General features: G+C 30.4%; 20 protein-coding genes. 4 read left to right on the top strand and 16 right to left on the bottom strand.

Features of this window, described 5'->3' with window-relative positions; genetic code table 11:
• Positions 1-216: 216 nt before the first annotated feature.
• Positions 217-738, top strand: coding sequence for a 5'(3')-deoxyribonucleotidase (locus tag BWZ22_RS14340; RefSeq protein WP_076701193.1), 522 nt, complete (start codon positions 217-219; stop codon positions 736-738).
• A gap of 3 nt (positions 739-741) precedes the next feature.
• On the opposite strand, the gene BWZ22_RS14335 is transcribed toward BWZ22_RS14340, so the two are convergent.
• The 11 genes from BWZ22_RS14335 to nfsB form a co-directional block, all read right to left on the bottom strand.
• Positions 742-1,005 carry a YgjV family protein gene (locus BWZ22_RS14335; RefSeq protein WP_076701191.1) on the bottom strand — a complete coding sequence of 88 codons (264 nt, stop codon included), beginning with the start codon at positions 1,003-1,005 and terminating at the stop codon, positions 742-744.
• The gene (locus BWZ22_RS14330) at positions 1,005-1,484 is read right to left on the bottom strand and encodes a MarR family transcriptional regulator (protein ID WP_076701188.1); all 480 of its coding nucleotides are present in this window, start codon (positions 1,482-1,484) and stop codon (positions 1,005-1,007) included. Before BWZ22_RS14330 ends, BWZ22_RS14335 begins: the two co-directional genes overlap by 1 nt.
• A gap of 208 nt (positions 1,485-1,692) precedes the next feature.
• A complete protein-coding gene (locus BWZ22_RS14325) occupies positions 1,693-2,547 on the bottom strand; it encodes an NAD(P)H-binding protein (protein WP_076701185.1) in 855 nt (284 codons plus the stop codon).
• A 106-nt stretch (positions 2,548-2,653) separates the two neighbouring features.
• Positions 2,654-3,319, bottom strand: coding sequence for an aspartate/glutamate racemase family protein (locus tag BWZ22_RS14320; RefSeq protein ID WP_076701184.1), 666 nt, complete (start codon positions 3,317-3,319; stop codon positions 2,654-2,656).
• On the bottom strand, positions 3,316-4,269 hold the full coding sequence (egtD, locus tag BWZ22_RS14315) for an L-histidine N(alpha)-methyltransferase (protein ID WP_076701181.1): 954 nt from the start codon (positions 4,267-4,269) through the stop codon (positions 3,316-3,318). Before egtD ends, BWZ22_RS14320 begins: the two co-directional genes overlap by 4 nt.
• Positions 4,270-5,418: an ergothioneine biosynthesis protein EgtB gene (gene egtB, locus BWZ22_RS14310; protein ID WP_076701179.1), complete on the bottom strand. Its 1,149-nt coding sequence runs from the start codon at positions 5,416-5,418 to the stop codon at positions 4,270-4,272. It abuts the gene before it with no gap.
• Positions 5,419-5,447: 29 nt separating this feature from the next.
• Positions 5,448-5,645, bottom strand: a complete 198-nt coding sequence (locus BWZ22_RS14305; RefSeq protein WP_076701177.1) for a hypothetical protein — start codon at positions 5,643-5,645, stop codon at positions 5,448-5,450.
• A 91-nt stretch (positions 5,646-5,736) separates the two neighbouring features.
• On the bottom strand, positions 5,737-6,618 hold the full coding sequence (locus BWZ22_RS14300) for an AraC family transcriptional regulator (RefSeq protein ID WP_076701174.1): 882 nt from the start codon (positions 6,616-6,618) through the stop codon (positions 5,737-5,739).
• 136 nt (positions 6,619-6,754) lie between these two features.
• The gene (locus tag BWZ22_RS14295; RefSeq protein WP_076701173.1) at positions 6,755-7,585 is read right to left on the bottom strand and encodes an SDR family NAD(P)-dependent oxidoreductase; all 831 of its coding nucleotides are present in this window, start codon (positions 7,583-7,585) and stop codon (positions 6,755-6,757) included.
• A gap of 113 nt (positions 7,586-7,698) precedes the next feature.
• On the bottom strand, positions 7,699-8,535 hold the full coding sequence (locus BWZ22_RS14290; protein ID WP_076701170.1) for a DUF4437 domain-containing protein: 837 nt from the start codon (positions 8,533-8,535) through the stop codon (positions 7,699-7,701).
• 20 nt (positions 8,536-8,555) lie between these two features.
• The gene (gene nfsB / locus BWZ22_RS14285) at positions 8,556-9,215 is read right to left on the bottom strand and encodes an oxygen-insensitive NAD(P)H nitroreductase (protein WP_076701168.1); all 660 of its coding nucleotides are present in this window, start codon (positions 9,213-9,215) and stop codon (positions 8,556-8,558) included.
• A gap of 239 nt (positions 9,216-9,454) precedes the next feature.
• On the opposite strand from nfsB, the gene BWZ22_RS14280 reads away from it, so the two are divergent.
• Positions 9,455-9,787: a helix-turn-helix domain-containing protein gene (locus BWZ22_RS14280; protein ID WP_076701165.1), complete on the top strand. Its 333-nt coding sequence runs from the start codon at positions 9,455-9,457 to the stop codon at positions 9,785-9,787.
• A gap of 1,081 nt (positions 9,788-10,868) precedes the next feature.
• On the opposite strand, the gene BWZ22_RS14270 is transcribed toward BWZ22_RS14280, so the two are convergent.
• The 4 genes from BWZ22_RS14270 to BWZ22_RS14255 all read right to left on the bottom strand — a co-directional run bounded on the left by BWZ22_RS14270 (position 10,869) and on the right by BWZ22_RS14255 (position 15,736).
• Complete coding sequence (locus tag BWZ22_RS14270) at positions 10,869-11,873, bottom strand: glycosyltransferase family 9 protein (protein ID WP_232225186.1); 1,005 nt, start codon at positions 11,871-11,873, stop codon at positions 10,869-10,871.
• Positions 11,874-12,001: 128 nt separating this feature from the next.
• A complete protein-coding gene (locus BWZ22_RS14265; RefSeq protein ID WP_076701159.1) occupies positions 12,002-13,303 on the bottom strand; it encodes an MFS transporter in 1,302 nt (433 codons plus the stop codon).
• Positions 13,296-14,156 carry a DMT family transporter gene (locus BWZ22_RS14260; protein ID WP_371326806.1) on the bottom strand — a complete coding sequence of 287 codons (861 nt, stop codon included), beginning with the start codon at positions 14,154-14,156 and terminating at the stop codon, positions 13,296-13,298. Before BWZ22_RS14260 ends, BWZ22_RS14265 begins: the two co-directional genes overlap by 8 nt.
• 26 nt (positions 14,157-14,182) lie before the next feature.
• Positions 14,183-15,736, bottom strand: coding sequence for a DEAD/DEAH box helicase (locus BWZ22_RS14255; RefSeq protein ID WP_076701154.1), 1,554 nt, complete (start codon positions 15,734-15,736; stop codon positions 14,183-14,185).
• A 303-nt stretch (positions 15,737-16,039) separates the two neighbouring features.
• Here BWZ22_RS14255 and BWZ22_RS14250 point away from each other — a divergent pair, with 303 nt between their 5' ends.
• Positions 16,040-18,346: a S9 family peptidase gene (locus tag BWZ22_RS14250; RefSeq protein ID WP_083692377.1), complete on the top strand. Its 2,307-nt coding sequence runs from the start codon at positions 16,040-16,042 to the stop codon at positions 18,344-18,346.
• A gap of 109 nt (positions 18,347-18,455) precedes the next feature.
• Positions 18,456-19,469 (top strand): L-glyceraldehyde 3-phosphate reductase, encoded by a 1,014-nt coding sequence (mgrA, locus tag BWZ22_RS14245; protein ID WP_076701151.1) that lies wholly within the window; start codon positions 18,456-18,458, stop codon positions 19,467-19,469.
• A 1-nt stretch (position 19,470) separates the two neighbouring features.
• Here mgrA and BWZ22_RS14240 read toward each other — a convergent pair whose 3' ends face one another.
• Positions 19,471-20,157 carry a hypothetical protein gene (locus BWZ22_RS14240; RefSeq protein WP_076701148.1) on the bottom strand — a complete coding sequence of 229 codons (687 nt, stop codon included), beginning with the start codon at positions 20,155-20,157 and terminating at the stop codon, positions 19,471-19,473.
• Between the last annotated feature and the right edge of the window lie 70 nt (positions 20,158-20,227).

Below are 20,227 nucleotides of genomic sequence, written 5' to 3'. Positions count from 1 at the left end.
TTAATTTGCTTAAAATTAGAACATTAAATAGTTCTTTAATAAAAAATCTTATGAAGGTTAAAAATTTACGATGAATAGAAAGGTGCTAATTATGAAACTCAAAAATCATCGATAAATTGACTTGTTAAGCATTAAAATAAAATTATTAAACCGTTAAATGTGAAAAATAGCTTTTGTAAAAAATAAAAAATAACGTAATTAGTTTAAAACTTTTTTATGACAATATTTGTAGATATGGACGATGTACTTACCGACACTTATGGTAAGCACATAGAGTTATATAATAAAGAGCACCAACAAAAACTTTCACTTGCTCATATTGAATCTGGCGAAGTATGGCAAAACGTACCAGAAACACATAAAGAAAGCATCTTACAACATGCATATAAAAAAGGCTTTTTTAGAGATTTAAAACCTATTAAAGATGCTATTCAGGTTATGGAAGCGCTATACAAAAAACATGAGGTTTATATAGCTACTGCGGCTACACAATTCCCTAATTCATTACAAGAAAAAAGTGATTGGTTAGACCAGTATATGCCTTTTATTACTTGGGAACATCGCATCATGTGTGGTCATAAATTCATCTTAAGAGGTGATTTATTAATTGATGATAGAACCTACAATCTTGAAAAATTTGAAGGCGACACCCTACTCTTTAATTCGCCTCATAATGTTGGCGAAACAGGCTACACCAGAGTTTCTAGTTGGTTAGAAATAGCCGAACGTTTATTGTAAATTTTAACAAGACGAACATTTTGAATTTGGCCCAAAGTTTTTTGGGTCTTTTTTTTGTTTCATTTTTCGTAAGTGATGAATATGAATAACACAAAATATAGCACCAGAAATAATTAAGGGACCAGAATACAAAAACACACCATAAATAACATAAAAGAAACTTGAAATTAAATGCCACAATCTAAATCCTGACATTTCCTTTTTTGTTACAGCGTAAAATCCTGCTGCAATTGCAAGGTAACCTAAAGTTTCAGCGAGTATATTCATCACTTTTCTAATTTTAATAATACACGTTGTTTATAATCTAATTGGTTTACTTTTTCTTCAATTTTGGTTAATTCGTCTAGCAAATTAGGGCTGTCGGCTAAAAGATCTTCTACCACTTCTGTACCTGCAGTCCAATAGGCTTCAAACGTTTTTATATGTTGATGCGCTTTATCGGTTAACGATAATACCTGCTTACGTTTATCGTCTTTATCTGCATAAGAATTTATGTAACCACGTTTTTTCATCTTCTTAACAATCTTAATTACTGCTGGATGCGAAAATTGTAAAGTATCTGCCATTTCTGTTATGGTTAATTCACTATGTTCTTGTAGAAGTCTAAATATTAAATTCCAGTTTGGATCTATATCTAAACCTTCAGATTTGTATAAGTCTTTAGTGCTGTATAGTAAAGTATCACTTAAGCGTTTTAATCTACTTGTAATGCCTTCATACTCTAATGCTATTAAAAAATCATTCATAATTACGTAACTAGTTACACAAATGTAAGAATAAAAACGTAACTAGTTACGTTTATTTATAAATTTTAACAAAAAAAATAGTTAGATGTATGTTTCTGTTACCTGTATAAGTTTAAGAAAGACTACCGTTTAGGTAGCCTTTCCTGCTATTAACCATCAAACACAATTGATTTCTGCTTCTAAAGAAACAAAACCATTTATTTTTATCTTAATTTGAAGTTGCTTTATACGCTTTAATCAGTTCTAAAGCACTTGGATGTGGTTCACCTACAACTTTTTGGTAATCACTTTTAACATCATAAGCACCATTGCGCATACTTTCATAAATACCACCAATTACAGTGCCTAAAAATTCACCCAATGCTTCTTGGCGTTCTTTAGTATAAGCATCAACAGAAATAGCGTTATAGCTTAAATTAGTGCCATATACTGTATTGATATAATTTGCAAGTTCTGCTTGCGTAATGGCTTCGCCTGCTAAATTATAAGTGTTTCCGTTATGTTTTTCTTCTGTAAGCATTTTGGTATAAGCTACTGCTAAAGCCTCTCTGCTAGTGTAGGTACACTTGCCTGTTCCGGCAGAATTTCTTATTTCTCCTTCTTTTACATAAGTATCAATGTATTCTAAATCGGGTTCAATGTAAATGCTATTTCTTCCAATAACAAAGTCTAAACCAGAGTTTTTAATGTCTGTTTCTGTTTGGCGGTTACTTTGTACTATTGGGCTAAACGCTGAACCTTTTTCGGCACCAATAATACTGGTATAAACAATTTTAGCTACTTTGTTTTGTTTAGCCGCTTCAATAACATTGCGGTGTTGTTCAATACGTTTATCTGGTGCATCCATACCAGAAACTAGCAACACAGCATCCATACCAACTAAGGCTTCGTTAAATTGTTCGCGACTGTTGTAATCGCCTTTTCTAATTTCAATTCCTAAATGCTGCGCTTTTTCTGGTGTACGTGCAATTCCTACCACATTAGCTTTTCCTATGGTTTTAATTAATTGATTTGCTATGGCTGCGCCTAATTGTCCGCTTACCGATGTGACTGCTATTTTCATAATATTTTAAAATTTTTATTTATATCGTTTATTATGAATACAAAGTTCTGTAATAACTGGTCTAAAAATAAGATGAATACATTCCTAAAAATGGTAAATATATAACCTATTTAGACAGCAGTTTAATAGTGTTTTCTATTTGCAGTTGTGCCATATCAATAATAGCGTTGTTTTTCGCTTTAAGAATTGATAGTTCTGTACATGCCAAAATAATGGTATGCTTTAATGCGTAAGTACGGCATAACTTGTAATATGAATCCATTAATGTTTTTGTTTCGGTATGATTATAAACTGCTTGTCTTACAGAATCAATCAAGTGCATTTCTGATGCATCTGGTAGAATAACATCTATATTATGAGCATTAAAAGCATCTTTAATATAATGCGATGTCATGGTATATATAGAACCAAACACCACAACTTTTTTTAATTGTTTAGCCTTAATAGCATTTATTGTTAGATGGATAGGGTGGATAATTTGTTCTGGAATTAACAAACCATCTATTGTTTCGTGTAATGTAATATTAGGTATTAATACATGCGAAGCTTGAAATGATTGAATAGATTTAAACACGGGTTGCAATACCGTTTCTAAAGCTTTTGAAGGTTTAGGTAGTAAAGTGTTTATAGCATGAAAATTAGTGTTATATAATACTAACGGACAGGTGCTATAACCACCAAATTTGGTGTTGTATTCTTGGTTAAGTGCTTGTAAATAAAAGGCTGTTGACCGACTTCCTAATCCTAAAACCACTAGTTTGCTATCACTCATAGTTGATGGCGTTTTAAGATATAATCGGCAAAATAGGCTTTGCTGTCTAAAATTTTATGTTCTATGGTAAAATCGGTATTTGCAATAATACTCTTAATTAAGTTGTCGTTATATTTTCTAGATATTTCGGTGTGAATTTTTTCACCTTCATTAAAATTATACGACGCATTTATAGCTTTAATAGTTACAGTTTGTGCTTTTGTACTCTTAATGTAGCTTTTAGCAATACCTATATTTTCATCATATTCTGGATGATGTACAAAATGATTTAAATTAAAATTGGCATCTAATTCGTTATTAATTCGCTCTAAAATATTTAAATTGAATTGCGCCGTAATGCCTTTAGAATCGTTATAAGCTGGCAATACAATGTCTTCAGGTTTTATTAAATCCACGCCTAATAAAAGCATATCATTTTTTTGAAGATTAGCACCTAAATTATAAATAAATTGTTGCGCTACAACATCTTCCATATTACCAATATTAGAGCCTAAAAACAAAATGACCTTTGGCTTGTTATTGTGTTTTAATGATGCTAAAACCTCAAAATAATCACCTTGTTTTGGTGTCACAGCAACATCTGGCAAAGTTTTATTTAAATCTTGTTGTAATAACTGTAACGCATTTGTCGAAATATCAATAGGAATATATTCAAAATTAAATTGTTGATTTTTTAAGGCTTTTAGCAAGTGTTTGGTTTTTAATCCATCGCCAGCACCAAGTTCAATAAGTTCAAAATGTGTATTGGTTTTTAACTGTAAAGCCTCAATTAAGGCGTTTGTTTTGTTTTGAAAAATCTCTAACTCACATCGTGTTAAATAGTACTCTGGCAAGTTCATGATTTCCACAAAAAGCGCATCGCCCTTTTTATCATAAAAATATTTTGAAGGCAATGTTTTAAGAGTTTGCTCTAAACCTTGCCTAACATCTTCTTTAAATGTATTTGTCATTTATTTTACGAGTCTAATTCCTGTATATTGCCAGCGTTGTGTTGGGTTAAAAAAATTACGATACGTTGGTCTGCTATGGTTTTTAGACGTTGCAACAGATGCACCTCTTAACACCATTTTACTGCTCATAAATTTTCCGTTATACTCGCCTACTGCCCCATTTTCTTTTACAAAGTTTGGGTATGGTAAATAGGCGCTGTTTGTCCATTCCCAACGTTTACCCCAATCAAATTTTTGCGAAGCAATTTCCCACTCAAATTCTGTAGGCAATCGCATACCTTTCCATTCTGCAAACGCTTGAGCTTCAAAAAAACTAACATGACTTACCAATGCTAACGGATCTATCTTTTGCAATCCAGCTAAGGTATATTGGTACCATTCACCATCTTTTTTATGCCAATATAAAGGTGCTTTAATGTTGTTTTGGTTTATCCATGTCCAACCTTCATCTAACCAAAGATTAAAGTCTGAATACGCACCAGAATTCATAAATTCTAAGTACTCACCATTAGTCACCAAATGGTTATTTATTTCAAAATCATTTAAGTATACTTGATGCACACCTAATTCATTATCATAACAAAAATCATTACCTTGATAACCAATAGTATAATTACCTGCTTTTATGTTTACTGAGGTGTTACTTGCATTGTAATCTTTTACTAAATTATAATCAGCATTAAATACAGGAAATAACGGATTATGACCAAGCATGTATTTAACATCAGTTACCAAAAGTTCTTGATGTTGTTGCTCATGATTTAAACCAAGGATGACCAAACTTAACAGCTTTTTATCGGTTGCCTCACTTAAAAGCCTCATCATGTGTTTATCTACGTAGTTTCTGTATTCAAACACTCTATCAATACTTGGTCTAGACATATTACCTCTGTTGGCTTGCAATATGCGATCACCAACATTATTGTAATAACTATTAAATAAAAAGTTGAAATCGGCATCAAAAACCTTATAATTATCACTGTAAGTTTTAAGAATGAACGTTTCAAAAAACCAAGTGGTATGCGCTAAATGCCATTTAGCAGGACTTGCAAATTGCACTACTTGAATTGAAAAATCTTCAATAGCTAAATGTTTACAAAATGCTAGTGTTTGTTGTCTTATTTGCTGATATGTTGTGCTTAATGCCATTATTCTAATCCTTTTTTTTTAACGTCATGCTATTGTTGAGACTTTAGTTGATTTAACTCTTTCTCTAAAGCTTCTGCTTTGGCTTTGAACTTTTCCATGGCTTTTTTCATCTGTCCTATTTTTTTAAAAGCCTCTTCATCTTGAACTGCTGTAAAAGTTTCTAAACCCTCTTTTACTTTGTACTTTGCTTTTGCACCACAAGTTGGGCACGTTCTTACATCTGACATATTTTTGAAATTTTTAATCAAAACTATTAACGAACGTGACCTAGCTAAAGATAAATATTGATATAAAAATGGTAAATATCGAACCTAAATGCTAAATATATTGTTTTTTGAATGAATTTGGGGTAAATCCTGTATGTTTTTTAAAGTACTTTACAAAGTTTGTTGGTTCTTCAAAACCTAAATTATAGGCCAATTCGGTACTTTTTATATCTGAATTTACAAGTAAGCGTTTGGCTTCTAAAACCAAAAACTGATCTATAAATTGTTTAGCTGTAATACCAATAATAGACTTACAAATGGTATTAAGATGTTTGTAGGTTATGTTTAGTTTTTCAGCATAAAAATCGGCATTCCTACTGGTTTTGTAATGTGTTTCTAACAACGATTTAAAATTTAAAAACGTATGAAGTTGATTAGAATGTTTTAAATGAAACGTTTGGTATTGCTTTAAGCGTTCTAACTTCGAAAATATGATAGAATGTAACGATTTGTATGTGTTTTCTTGACTGTAATCTTCTTTTGAATTGGTATATTCTTCAAATAATAAATGAAAATACTGCAATACATTAGAATCGTCTGGCACCTGTATTATTGGTGAAAATAAATGCGCATTGAACAGTCTTTCAATTTCATTTTTAGGCAAGGCATTGATTTGCTTTTGAAGATATGAAGCAGTAAACAATAATATGTATCCTTTTAAACCTTTGGTAAACTGAAAGGCATTTATTTGTCCTTTTGAAATATGAATAATAGTATTCTTTTTCACCGGATGCCATACAAAATCTACCAGTTGCTTGCTTTCTCCTTCGGTATAATACACAATCATATTAAATGCTACCTGATGTGCTTTTTCTGGATGATGATCTTTTGCAAGATCTTTTCTAGCCGCTAAATTTTCAATGGTAAGAATTTCTATACCAGAATTGTTAGGCTTTTTAGCATTAAACTCAATATTTGGGATATCTTTTTGCATTATACTTTACTTAATTTTCCTAATTGTTTTCTAATATATTCACTATCCCTATGATTATTATTGTAAGCTACAATGCCGCGTTTACAATCATTTTTCTAGTAATTTTTTCTGGTGTTCTATTTCATTTCTAGCCATATTAATAAATATAAATAAGTATTTTAAAACGTTGATTACTTATAATGGTTCGGGTTAAAGTTAGTAATAATTTAATTTTATCGTCATTATAAGCATCAGGATGTGCATTATTATAACTTCCTTTATCGTTGTCAAAATACTTGCCTGATTCGTTTTTATTTGCTTCAGACATGGTTAAATCATAAAGAATATCTACACCTTTTTCAGCTGGCGACCAGTGTTGTCCGTAGGCTTCTTTAGCCATTTTGGTGTTTAATAACGACCCTGGATTAACAGCAATGGTTGTAATACTGGGGTGTTGTTTTGCAAAATGAAACGACCACATGGTTAATGCCAACTTACTTTGTGCGTAGCTTTCACTGGCGTTTACAGTTGCATTGCCTGTTAATACTCCTTTTTGAACTGTAGATTGTGCTGCCGAACTTAAATTTACAATCCTGGGTTCTAATCCTTTTTCTAAAACGGAAATAATATTTTCTGTTAAGATAAATGGCGCCAAATAATTTACAGCCATTCTTATATCTAAACTGTCTTTAGTTTTACTTGATGACGTTTTATAAATACCAGCATTATTGATAAGAACATCTAGTTTTTCAATATCATTTTTAATGTTTTCAGCCATTTGTGTTACAGCTTTCAAATTTGAAAAATCAGCTACAAAACCTTTGATGTTTGGGTTGTTTGAAACTTCTTTTAGTTCGTTAATGACTGCATTTAATTTTTCTTCACTTCTACCGTGAAGGTATATATCATGTCCTTCTTTGGCTAGTTTTAAAGCCGTAAGTTTCCCGATACCGTCGGTACTTCCTGTAATTAATATGGTTTTCTTCATTATTTATTTCTTATGTTAAAAAAAAAGCCACAAATACTATTTACATATTTGGTGGCTTTTTCTACTATTAACAATCAATCAAACTAAACTTTAATTAAATATTTCATTAGGTTTCAGCTACATTTTATTTTGAATTTACCATTAGAACGCATGTAAATCACTGTTTCAACATCTGTACTTAAACGAGGTGAAGCACCTTCTTCTACACCAAAATAAGAACCTGATTCTAACACATTTTCGTCATCTTTTTTAGAAAATTGATGGGTTACTTTACCAGAAATAACAACTGCTCTAAAATTCGGACTCAAATTTTTAATTTTTCCTTTAAAACCAGCTGATAATTTTAATAATGTTGCACGTAGTTGATTCTTTTCGTGACTTCCCCATAAAAAGGCAGTTTCTACATTACTTTTTGAAGCTACCCATTCTATATCGTTAGCATTTAACCAAACCATATTGGATTTATCCACATTAATTGGACGCTCACCATTATCAAAAGCTTCCGACGTTGGTTTTACTAAATATGGCCCTTCTTGAATATCTAAAAAAGCCATATTATCTTCAGCGTCTGCTGCTGTTATATGCGCTTCTCCTGCTGGTTGCTGCCAGTACGAACCGGCTGGCAACCATTGTTTTTCGGCGTTTTCATCATCATTATGTAACAATCCTTTAATCACGACACCACGATAGGTAATGTTGTGAATATGTGGTGGCGATGAAAATCCTTTTTTAAATTTCACTAAAAAGCCTGCTGGCTCGTTTTTTGTACGGTCGCCCCAAAGTTTTCCTGCAGCTGGACTTTTATCACCTCTCAACGGATTTAGCCAGCCCCATTCTACATTGTCTGTAGTAACAACTTCGTTTTTGGATTTTGTATGGTCTGTTGTTGGTGTTTGAGCATTTACTCCAATTGCTAAGAATAACAAAACAACCATTATAATTTTTTTCATCACTATGGTTTTAATATGATTTATATTTCAGTGAATATTTCACTTTCTGGCAATCTAGATTTTGGTGTTTTATCGGTTGAGTTAAAATCAGATGCTGCTCTATATCCAATAGAAACGGCAACTAAAGCAGTGAAACCTTTTTCTCTTAACCCGAATTCTTCATCTAATGCTTTTACATCAATACCTTCCATTGGTGTAGCATCTATACCCAAACTTGCTACTCCTAGTAAAAAGCTTCCAATATTAAGATAAACTTGCTTTTCCATCCAATGTTGTAAGTCTTTTAAATCATATTTATGAATATCTGCAAATGTTTTAACAGCACCTATAAATCCGTTTTTTATGTCTTCATTTGGGAATCGTCCATTTTTATCATCTACATCTGCAATGTGTTTGTAATATTCTTCATCTGCATCTGTTTTTGCACAAAAAAGCACAACAGCTGAAGCATTAGTTACTTTAGGTTCGTTAAAATGAAAAAAACCTTGTGTTCCTTTTGCTATACGTGCTTTACCTTCTTCAGTTTCAGCAATAATAAAATGCCAAGGTTGTAAGTTTACACTTGATGCACTCATTCTTAACAAGCTTTTAACTTGAGCCATATCTTCCTTAGATATTTTTTTTGTTGGGTCAAATTCTTTAGTAGTGTATCTCCAATTTAATGTTTCTTTTAAATTCATTTTTAATTGATTTTTATTATGGTTTTAATTGATACTATCAAAAGTATAGTTACAAAAGTATTGGTAGTTTACATTCTGTGCAATAACGGTCATAAATGATAGTATAAAATTTAATGGTTATAACATCTGATAATACCAGTAATAATAGGTGTTTATACAAAATGTTAAATAAACTATAAAAAGTATAGTTGTATAATTAATGATAGTATAATACCTTTGTATAAGTTAAAATTAAGTTTATGTATAAATTTAAAGGTAAAGAATACCCTTGTTGTGCCAGTTTAACAATGGGACTTATTGGTGGAAAATGGAAAACTGTTATCATATTTCATCTTATTGATAAGACATTACGGTACAATGAGCTTAGAAAAGAAATGCCTACAGTAACTGAGCGTACGTTAAGTTTACAACTTAAAAATTTAGAAGAAGATGGTATTATAAAACGTAAAGTTTATACTTCTAAACCACCATTAAAAGTAGAATACTCTTTAACAGATTTTGGAAAGACGTTAATTCCAGTTGTACAATCTATTGCAGATTGGGGTGTTTATGCTGTTAGTAAAAAGGTTTAAAATTGAATAAAATATATGTATCTTTAATTTATTATTATATTCTTAATGATGACAACCAATCATATGAAACAATTAAAAAGCGGTTTGAATATTTTCGACCTGCTTTTTTTTGTGTTCTTATTTATTTCTGTCATTGTTAGCATAATTTCTATAAAAAGAGATTTAGTGTATGTAATGCCTCTTACAATTGTGTGTGTTTGTTTAAGCTATATTTACCAAAAGAAAAATAATTCTAATTTTGTGTACATTTTTGGACTATTAGTTTTATTAGTGTCGGACGTACTAGCTTCTCTAGATTTTCAAACTCATTTTATTTACATAACCATACTTACAACTATATACCTTATTTGTAGTACATATGCAATACGTGGTTATGTAACTAAAGAAAAGTTAAAATCTATATTATCTTTTACAACTTTTTTAACCGTAGGTTTATTAAGTTATATTATTTATATATTAATTGATTTACTATTTTCTGTATTACCAGGAAATACTATGTTTTTAGTTTTTACAGCTACAATATGCTTAATAGTTTTTCTTATTACAATAGCTTTTATTTATATTGGATACAATTACAAGACTGGTACCATGTTATTAACATCGGGTTTGTTTTGTTTTTTTCAAGTAAGCCTGAGTATTATTAATGAGTTTCTTCATTATAATAAAACATTTGTAACCATAATCATGATATGTCACACACTTGCAGTTTATTTACTTAAATCTTTTTTAGTTTCAACTAATCCTTTAAAAAAAGAAGAAATTATAAATAAGTTTATATAATATTATTTAAAAAAAAATCATCTCTCATTTCTTAAAATCATTAATAATTGTTTTCATTACTAATATCATAAAACAAGTTTTACTTATCATTTAGATTATATTCTGTAAATAATACTAACCTTTAAAAAGTTTGTAGCATTTTTTTAAAAGAATACATACTATCTAAATTCTAAACTTAAAAAACCTCCATTTAAGGTTGTTTATGAAATAACTCATTTTAGAAAAACATCAAGCCCCATTTAAAAATCTATTGCAAATTAGGGAGCTTAAGTAGTAAATGAAAAGGCGAAATAATAGAAGGTTAAGCTAAAATTTCATGAATAGCCTTAAACCAATCGTCAATATTAGTATTATTAGTATTTAGCGCAAAGCTATCATTACCGTAGGGTTGATATTTATTTTCGTTGGTTACGGAAAAAAAGCCGACCGTTGGCACTAAAGAAGCACTTGCTAAATGCATAACACCATTATCTGCAGCAATAAAAATAGCTGTATTACGTAAAACACTACCCATTTCTCTAATATCTTTACTGTAAAAATGCGGCGCTTTAAAATTTATTTTTGAAATATTTTCAATAGGAAGCATTTCTATAATATTATAATTTGGGTACTCCTTTTTTAAACGGTTGTAAAAAGTTTCCCACCATGCTTCAGAATAACACTTATTACCCGTGGCATTGGTATAAATGCAAATAGTTTTTTTATTGTTTTTAATTAAATTATCTAATATTATTTTACCGTTTTCAATTTCAGCATCAGTAAGTTTTATGTCTAATAAAGGTAATTTAGTTTTGGGAATTTCAACACCTAATTTCTCTAAAAAATATCGTAAATTATAAATGGGATATTTAGAAATATGCTCATAATCAGAGTATTTATTTTCAATTTCAGGAGTTGATTCTCCAAATAATTTAAATTTTGCTTTAGCAGATTGGGTTAATAATCTTCCTGAAGAAGAATTTTTATCACCATTAATAACTAAATCGTATGTTTTATTTTTAACAGACACCCAACTTTTAGCATATTTAAATAAGTTATTAAAAGGCTTTCTGGGTAGTTTAATAATTTTATCAACTCTTTTATAATTTTGAAAAACAGGATGTGCTACGCCTCCTTTCACAAATAAATCTACCGTACAATTTGGAAAAGTGTTTAAAACCTCTTGAACTATGGGTGTTAAAAGAAGTTGATTACCTAAACGATGATTGGGCCTGATAATTAAAACATTTTTAATGTCTTCTACTTTTAAATCACCCTGTTGGGGATTTGTATAAGAGCTGCCAACATGTTTTGTTATACAGCCCATTATTTTTCTTCTGAAATTATTGATTCGAGTCTTAAAAATCATAGTCTATTTCCTGTAAAATAAGATGTTAAAAGTACAAATATAGTAGTGCTAAATCAAACTTACTTTATAATTAAAAATAGTTACATTTATTGGGGGTTTTTAAACTTAATAAAGCCAATACCTAGTACTATTAAATATGCTATAGTTATATAACTCATAAAGCTATAAGAACCCAAAGTAGTGTAGCAATAACTAAAAATAGTAGGTGCTATGGCACTGGCAATTACCAAAAAGCTCATAGATTTACCTGTTATAGCTCCTAAATGTTTTCGTCCAAAGTACCTTGGCCATGTAACGGCATTTACCACTGCAAACAACCCACCTAAAACGCCTAAACCACTAATTAAAAGGTATATACCCATAGATTTTGATAATAATAACAAGCCAATGGATGCTAAAAACCCACTAAAAATCATGATTAGGACATAGATGTTATGTTTAATGTAGTCGCTTAAAATGTTAGCTATAGTAGAAATAATAATAGCAATAATTGAAATAGGTACAAATATGGCTATGGCTTGTGATTTTTCAAACCCCTGACTTTCAAAAATAGATACTACATGAAAGGTAAAACCGGTGATAAAAAAGCTATTAAAAGCTAGAATTAAACCAATAATCCAAAAAGCTCTTGTTTTTTTTGCTTCGGTAAGTGTAAAATCTTTTACAGTACTTACAATGTTTGTTTTAGAATTATTAACACTGTGTCCATCGGGTTTTAAATTAAAATCTTCTGGTTTATCTCTATAAAATTGAATAATAAAAAAACTAAACACTACCAATACTAAAGCTAGAATTTGCCAACTTTTTTCCCAACCATAATTTTCAATTAAATAATTAAAAACTAATGGAGACATAGAAAACCCTAACGAAACTCCTATACTACTTATTGAATTGACCTTTCCTCTGTTTTTATCAAACCAAAGCATAATCATGTTTCTAGAAGACATAGTAATTACTCCTTGCCCGCTAAATCTTATTAAAAAGAATAAAATAGTTATTACTAGAAATGGTACTACCCAAGATTTGGTATTTAAAAGCTCTGAAAAAACACTACTTATTTTAGCAGAAAATGAGCATAAAAGTAATGAAACACTTAAAAGTAATGCCGCAAAAAATGCTACATAACGTGCTCCAAATTTATCAAACCACTTCCCTGCTCTACTTATAAAAAAAGAACTCAAAAAAGTACCAAACATATAGGCATTACTAAACTCATTTCTAGTAAGCCCCAAAGCATCTTTAACAGGGTCTGTAAAAACAGATACTCCTACAGTTTGCCCTGGAATACTGGCTAACACCCCTAAACTACCAAAAAAAAGTACAATATAACCGTAAAATACTGGCGACTTTGCAGGATTTACAATAGAAAACTTATTGGGGTTACTCATTATTTAGTTTTTTTGATCGTTCCTTAAAACGAGCGTTTAATACCAATCCAATAATTATTAATCCAATACCTAAAATGCTCCAAAACGAATAAACTTCGGCAAATATAAATACCCCAAAAAGCACTGTGAAAATAGTTTCAAGGTATTTTAAAGGAGCTATTTGACTGGTTGATACTGCTGTTTGAAAGGCTTTAGTCATATAAATTTGTCCAAAATAACCAAATATACCTAAGCCAAGTAGCATAGGCCACTCTATACCTACAGGATTTACCCAATTTTTAATAGAAAGCACACCGCCAACCAAAACAGAAATAATCATAAAATAGTTTACAACTACAACGGGGTGTTCACTTTTTCCTATTTTACTTAAAACTACATAAACTAATCCGCTAAATATTGCAGAACAAATAATAAGTAAAAGACCATAGGTGTCTATATTTGTATCAAACCCTTTTAAAATAACAACCCCACTAAAAGCCATGGTAAAAAACAACCACTGAATGGGTTTTACTTTTTCTTTTAAAAAGAAAATTGCAAAAACAGCAGCAAATATAGGTGCTAAATACCGTAAGGAAACTGCTGTACCTATAGGTAAATATTTTGTTGACATAAAAAATAAAGTCATAGAAGTTACTCCTACCAAACCTCTAATAATCAATAACTTTTTATTATTTCCTAAAATGGATATGTTATATTTTAATAGAATAGAAGTTGTAATAACTAACGTAGAGATAGACCTAAAAAAAACTATTTGATAAGCACTAATATGAACTAAATCTTTTACAATACTATTCATGCATGCAAATGATAATGTACTTATCAGCATGAATTTTAAAGCTTTTTTTATATCCAAAATTTAAGTTTTAGCCAGTAATAACTTTAATCTTCTGGAGGATATCCATGAATTTCCTCAAAGACTTTATCAAAATTTGTACGCAAGTAAGAATTTAGTTTTTTTCGATACTCACCTTTTAACCATTCTACAAAATTAAAGGTGCTTTTACTTATACATTTTGTATAACGCCCTATTCTAAAATCTATATCATCACCCAATTTTTTGGCTAATGCAAGCGCATCATAAACATCTTCACTGTTTTCAATACAAATTTTAGCATGTTGAGCAATGGAGCGTTCTAAAACTACTTTTGAAGACTCTCCTGCTCTAATAGAATCTACGTAGGTTTTTTGAATATCAAAATAAACTTCTTCCGATTTACCAAACTCAGCTCTTAAATCGTCTGGCATTTCATATCTAAAATTGCTTTCTAATTCTTCATCACTTAATAAAGTATCTAAGTAATAATTTGGAGATTTGAAAATACGTTGCCAATCTAAATTATCTCCCCAAGGGCCAAATCTGTGAAAATTGTTACCTAAATCAATTACTTGGAAGGTTTTTTTATTTTCTAAAACACGAGAGCCTCTACCAATCATTTGATAGTAAAGTGTTAAAGATTTAGTTGCTCTATTAAGAATAATACTTTCTACAGTAGGTTCATCAAAACCAGTGGTTAATATGCTTACCGAGGTTAAAATAGCATCTGGTGTTTCTTTAAACCATTTTAAAATATGGGCTCTTTCTTTTTTAGAGTGTGTATTATCTAAGTGTGCAATAGGGTAACCTGCTCTTCTAAAGGTATCATAAACATGTAAAGAAGTATTAATACCATTATTAAATATTAAGGTTTTCTTTCCTTTTGACCGTTCTTCATAGGCTCTTAAAAGCTTTGAGAGCATGTTGTCATCGGTATATAAATCTTCTGATGATTTTACCGTGTAATCTCCGTTAGCTCCAACAACTAAAGACGTTAAGCCCACATTATAACTAAACATTTCGGCTCTAGCTAAAAATCCGTTTTCAATTAAGGATTCTATACTTTCTCCAACAATTAATTCATCATAATTATCGGTCATTGGTAATTCAATACTAGAACTTAGTGGTGTAGCTGTAACTCCTAAAATAAATGACTGACTAAAAAATTTAAATAGCTTTGTAAAGGAATTATAATGAGCTTCATCAATAATAACAAGTCCAATATCAGAAATATCTAATTTATTATCATTTAACCGGTTATTTAAGGTTTCAACCATTGCTACAAAGCAGCTATAATCTGCTTGATCACTTAAATCTGCCTTACTATCTACCACCTTATTTATTACACCAAATTCTGTAAGCATTTTTGAAGTTTGCTTACACAACTCAATACGGTGTGTCATTACTAAAACCTTTTTTTTATGGGTTTTTAGATATTGCCTAACTATTTCAGAGAAAATAACTGTTTTTCCTCCCCCTGTTGGCAATTGATATAATAAATGATAATCTGGAGGCGATTCATCAAAACTTTTAAAAATTTTATCAATAGCACCTTTTTGATAACTATAAAGGTCTTTACCGGTTTTTCTTTCTGCTAATTCTATTTGAGATACGGACATGCAAACAATTTTGACGCCTGCAAAAATAACACCTTAAAGCGTTTATACCGAATGTTTAGCCTAAAAAATATAAAAGATTATTAACGGCTAGTTAAATTTTGTAATAATTGTATGTTATTAAGCTGATACCTAAACAATACAAACAACATGATAAAAAGGTAAATTGATTACTTAATTAAATGAAACTTACAGCTAAACAACAAAAAACAATGATTTTTAAGTAAATTCTGTAACAAAATTTACTATTTTTCATCTAACTAATAACAGCTTTATTTTTTAACTTAATTAAATGAATTTAATATAATGAAACGTATTACATTAAAATTAACTATTCTTGCGGTTTTATTTTTAGCTATGGCAACACAAGTAAACGCACAAGACATTACAGGCTCTTGGAAAGGAAAACTATCTGTACAAGGAACGGAGATTCCTTTAGTTTTTGATATAACAACCACTGATGACGGATTCACTTCCACTATGGATAGTCCATCTCAAGGAGCTACCGGAATCCCTATGGATGAAACAACCTTTGTAAATGACACACTAACTATTAAATTCACTAAAGCAGGCATTAAATATGTAGCCACTTTAAAACAAACTAGTTTAAGTGGTACTTTTTATCAAAGCGGTATGGAATTTCCTCTAACACTTACTAAAACAGAGAAAACACTTCCAGGAGACACATCGTTACCTACTTCAGATGAAGAATTAGAAAAATTGTCTAATTGGAATGCTACCAACTACAAATACTCTGTTGAAGATTATTTTGCAAGACCTAAAGCAAGATCATTCAATTTATCTCCCAATGGAAATTATATGTCCTACAGAGAAAAAGATGAAAATGCCAAAAACCATGTCTATGTAAAAAACTTAAAAACAGGTGAAATTAAAAGGGTTATTGAAGAAAAAGAAGAATTAATTAGAGGTTTTGGATGGGCAAATGAAAATAGATTGGTATATGTTATGGATAAAGGCGGAAATGAAGATTATCATTTATTTGCTGTAAACATAGATGGTTCAAACCAAAAAGAATTAACGCCTTTTGATGGTGTAAAAGTAAATATTCTTAATGGTTTAAAAGAAGATAAAGACCATATGATTATTTCAATGAACCAAAACAATCCTCAAATATTTGAACCCTATAAAATAAACATTGTAACAGGAGAGCTTAAACAACTATATAAAAATGAAGATGCAGCAAACCCCATAAACAGTTATATTTTTGATAAAGACGGAAACCTACGTGGCTTTGTTAAAATGAGAGATGGTGTTAATATGGATTTTTATTATACAGTTGATGGCGAAAATTATGAACTAAAAAAACAATTAAACTGGAAAGATAGTTTTAGTATTGCTTCTTTTAATTATGCTTCAAACAATCCGCATGAAGCTTACGTTGTTTCTAATTTAGAAACAGATAAAACACAGATTTTTTTATATGATTTAAAAGAAGATAAAGTCATTAAAAAACTATTTTCTCATGAAGAATACGATGTTTCTGGACTAAGTTTATCAAGGCATAGAGGCTATGAATTAGATTATTTTTCTTATGAAGGTGAAAAAAAAGTTATAGTACCTGTTAGTGATTACGCAAAAAAACTTTACAAAAAATTAAATAATAAATTCCCTGGTTACAACATTTCAGTAGCCGATGTTACTGATGATGAAAGTAAATACTTGTTTTTTATTCAAAGTGATAAATTATATGGTACCTACTACTCTTATGATCCTGCTAAAGATAAATTTGAGTTGCTATATAATTTAATGCCAAATCTTAAAGAAAGTGATATGGCCGAAATGCGTCCTATTACTTTTAAAAGTAGAGACGGCTTAACTTTACACGGTTATATAACCTTACCTAAAGAAGCACTAAACGGTGAAAAAGTACCGCTTATTGTTAATCCTCATGGTGGGCCACAAGGAATTAGAGATTCTTGGGGATTCAATCCAGAAGTACAGTTATTTGCTAGTAGAGGTTATGCTACCCTACAGGTAAATTTTAGAATTTCAGGAGGATATGGTAAAACATTTTTAGAATCTGGTTTTAAACAAATTGGAAGAAAAGCTATGGATGATGTAGAAGATGGAATTCAATATGTAATAGACCAAGGTTGGGTAGATAAAGACAATATAGCTATTTACGGAGCAAGTCATGGCGGTTACGCAGTATTACGTGGTTTAACTAAAACACCTGATTTATATGCCTGTGGAGTTGATTATGTTGGCGTGTCTAATATTTTCACTTTTATGAAAACTATCCCTCCTTACTGGAAACCCTATTTAAAAATAATTAAAGAAATTTGGTATGATGAAGATGTTCCTGAAGAAAAAGCAATTATGAAAGAAGTGTCTCCTGCATTTCAAATTGATAAAATTAAAAAACCACTTTTTGTAGCACAAGGAGCTAATGATCCCAGAGTTAACATTGACGAATCTGACCAAATAGTTAAAGCGCTTAGAGCTAAAGGGTTTGATGTACCCTATATGGTTAAATACAACGAAGGTCATGGGTTTGCCAAAGAAGAAAACAGTATAGCTTTATACAAAGCAATGATGGGCTTTTTTGCAAAACATTTAAATAAAAACATGAAACAACCCATTAAAGATTAGCATTATTATTTTTTAAAATTATTTAAAAGCCTTTAAAGTTAACTTTAAAGGCTTTTTTTATTTTTCAATTTTAAACTAATTAATACATTAGTACTCTAAATTTAAAGTTATGCAAATCAACGATAAATCTGGTGTAACAGAATACAAAGCATCACAAAACAGATATAACACCATGAAATACAACCGTACAGGAAAAAGCGGTGTATTACTCCCTGCCATTTCTTTGGGGTTATGGCATAATTTTGGGTTTATAGACAGTCTTCAAAACGCTAGAGAAATTATGCGTTGTGCCTTTAATTTAGGTATTACTCACTTTGATTTGGCTAACAATTACGGTCCACCATATGGTTCAGCAGAAGAAAATTTTGGCACTATTTTTAAACAAGATTTTAAGAGTTATAGAGACGAATTGTTTATAGCTACAAAAGCAGGTTTTGATATGTGGCCGGGGCCTTACGGCAACTGGGGCTCAAGAAAATACCTAATTGCAAGTTTAGACCAAAGTTTAAAACGAATGGGATTAGATTATGTTGATATTTTTTATCACCACAGACCAGACCCTGATACCCCTTTAGAAGAAACTATGGGAGCTTTAGCCGATATTGTTCGTCAAGGAAAAGCTTTGTACGTTGGTATTTCTAATTACCAGCCTAAAGAAACTCAAGAAGCTGCTATTATTCTTAAAAATTTAAATGTGCCTTTTATTTTACATCAAGCGCGCTATTCTATATTTGACCGTTGGGTTGAAAACGGACTTTTAGATACTCTTGATAAGAATGGTGTGGGCTGTATTGCTTTTTCACCATTAGCACAAGGCATGTTAACCGATAAGTATTTAAAAGGCATACCAGCGGGTTCTAGAGCTTCTAAAAACATGTCTTATTTAAATAGTGATACTGTAAACAGCAACCTTGAAAAGATTGTAAAACTAAATACTATTGCACAAGAGCGTGGTCAAAAATTATCTCAAATGGCCATTGGTTGGATTTTAAGGCAACCACAAGTAGCATCGGTACTTTTAGGAGCAAGTTCGGCTAATCAATTAAAAGAAAATTTAAAAGCTTTAGATAATTTAGAATTTTCTACAGAAGAACTTAATTTAATTGATAAAATTGTAAGTTAAATTATTCTTTAATTACATGTACTGTTCCTTTAACATTTACAGATAAAGCCCAAAGATCTGAAGCTACAAGGTTATTATTATCATCAACTATTCTAAAATGTGCTGTGTTTGGAAGTGCATAACCTTCGTTTATAGCTAAAAATTCTATAACATTAATGCCTTCTTTTAGTTCTATTTTAAAACCTTTAAATGAGTTGGTTAAAGACACTCTGTACTCTATAATTTCATCATTTACAGAAACTCTTACTAAATCACCATCTTCTAAGCCATAATCTCTATATAAAACACGTACATGCTTAGACTTGGTACGATGGTTTCCAAAAAACACATCAACTTTACTACCCTTGGTTCCTAAACCTTCAGACTGTTTAATACTATTTTCATGTTTTTTTAATCTGTCAACATATAATTCTCCGGGATTACCAAATTCTTCTTGCTCAAACATAGAGAACTCCTTTTTGGGCATTTTTAAACTTGGTGTTTCCTTTGGTGTACCTAATCCACCCAAATCACCACTAAAAAGCGGTTTAGAAGGTATAGTTGGAGAAGCATCTAAAGAGTCATTTTCATTTTCTTCAGCTTGTATTAATACTGTTTTTTTCTTTGAATCAATTTGAGCAAACATTGACATTGAAAAAACTAATACAACAAAAATTGATAAATATGTTTTTAAATGTTTTGGATTCATAACAATGATAATCTATCATCAATAACGTTTCAAAGATATTTTATTCTCTTAAAAACTAATAAATATTTGT

This window comes from Seonamhaeicola sp. S2-3, assembly GCF_001971785.1.
Classification (GTDB): Bacteria; Bacteroidota; Bacteroidia; order Flavobacteriales; family Flavobacteriaceae; genus Seonamhaeicola.
This window is presented reverse-complemented; position numbering and strand designations above follow the sequence as displayed.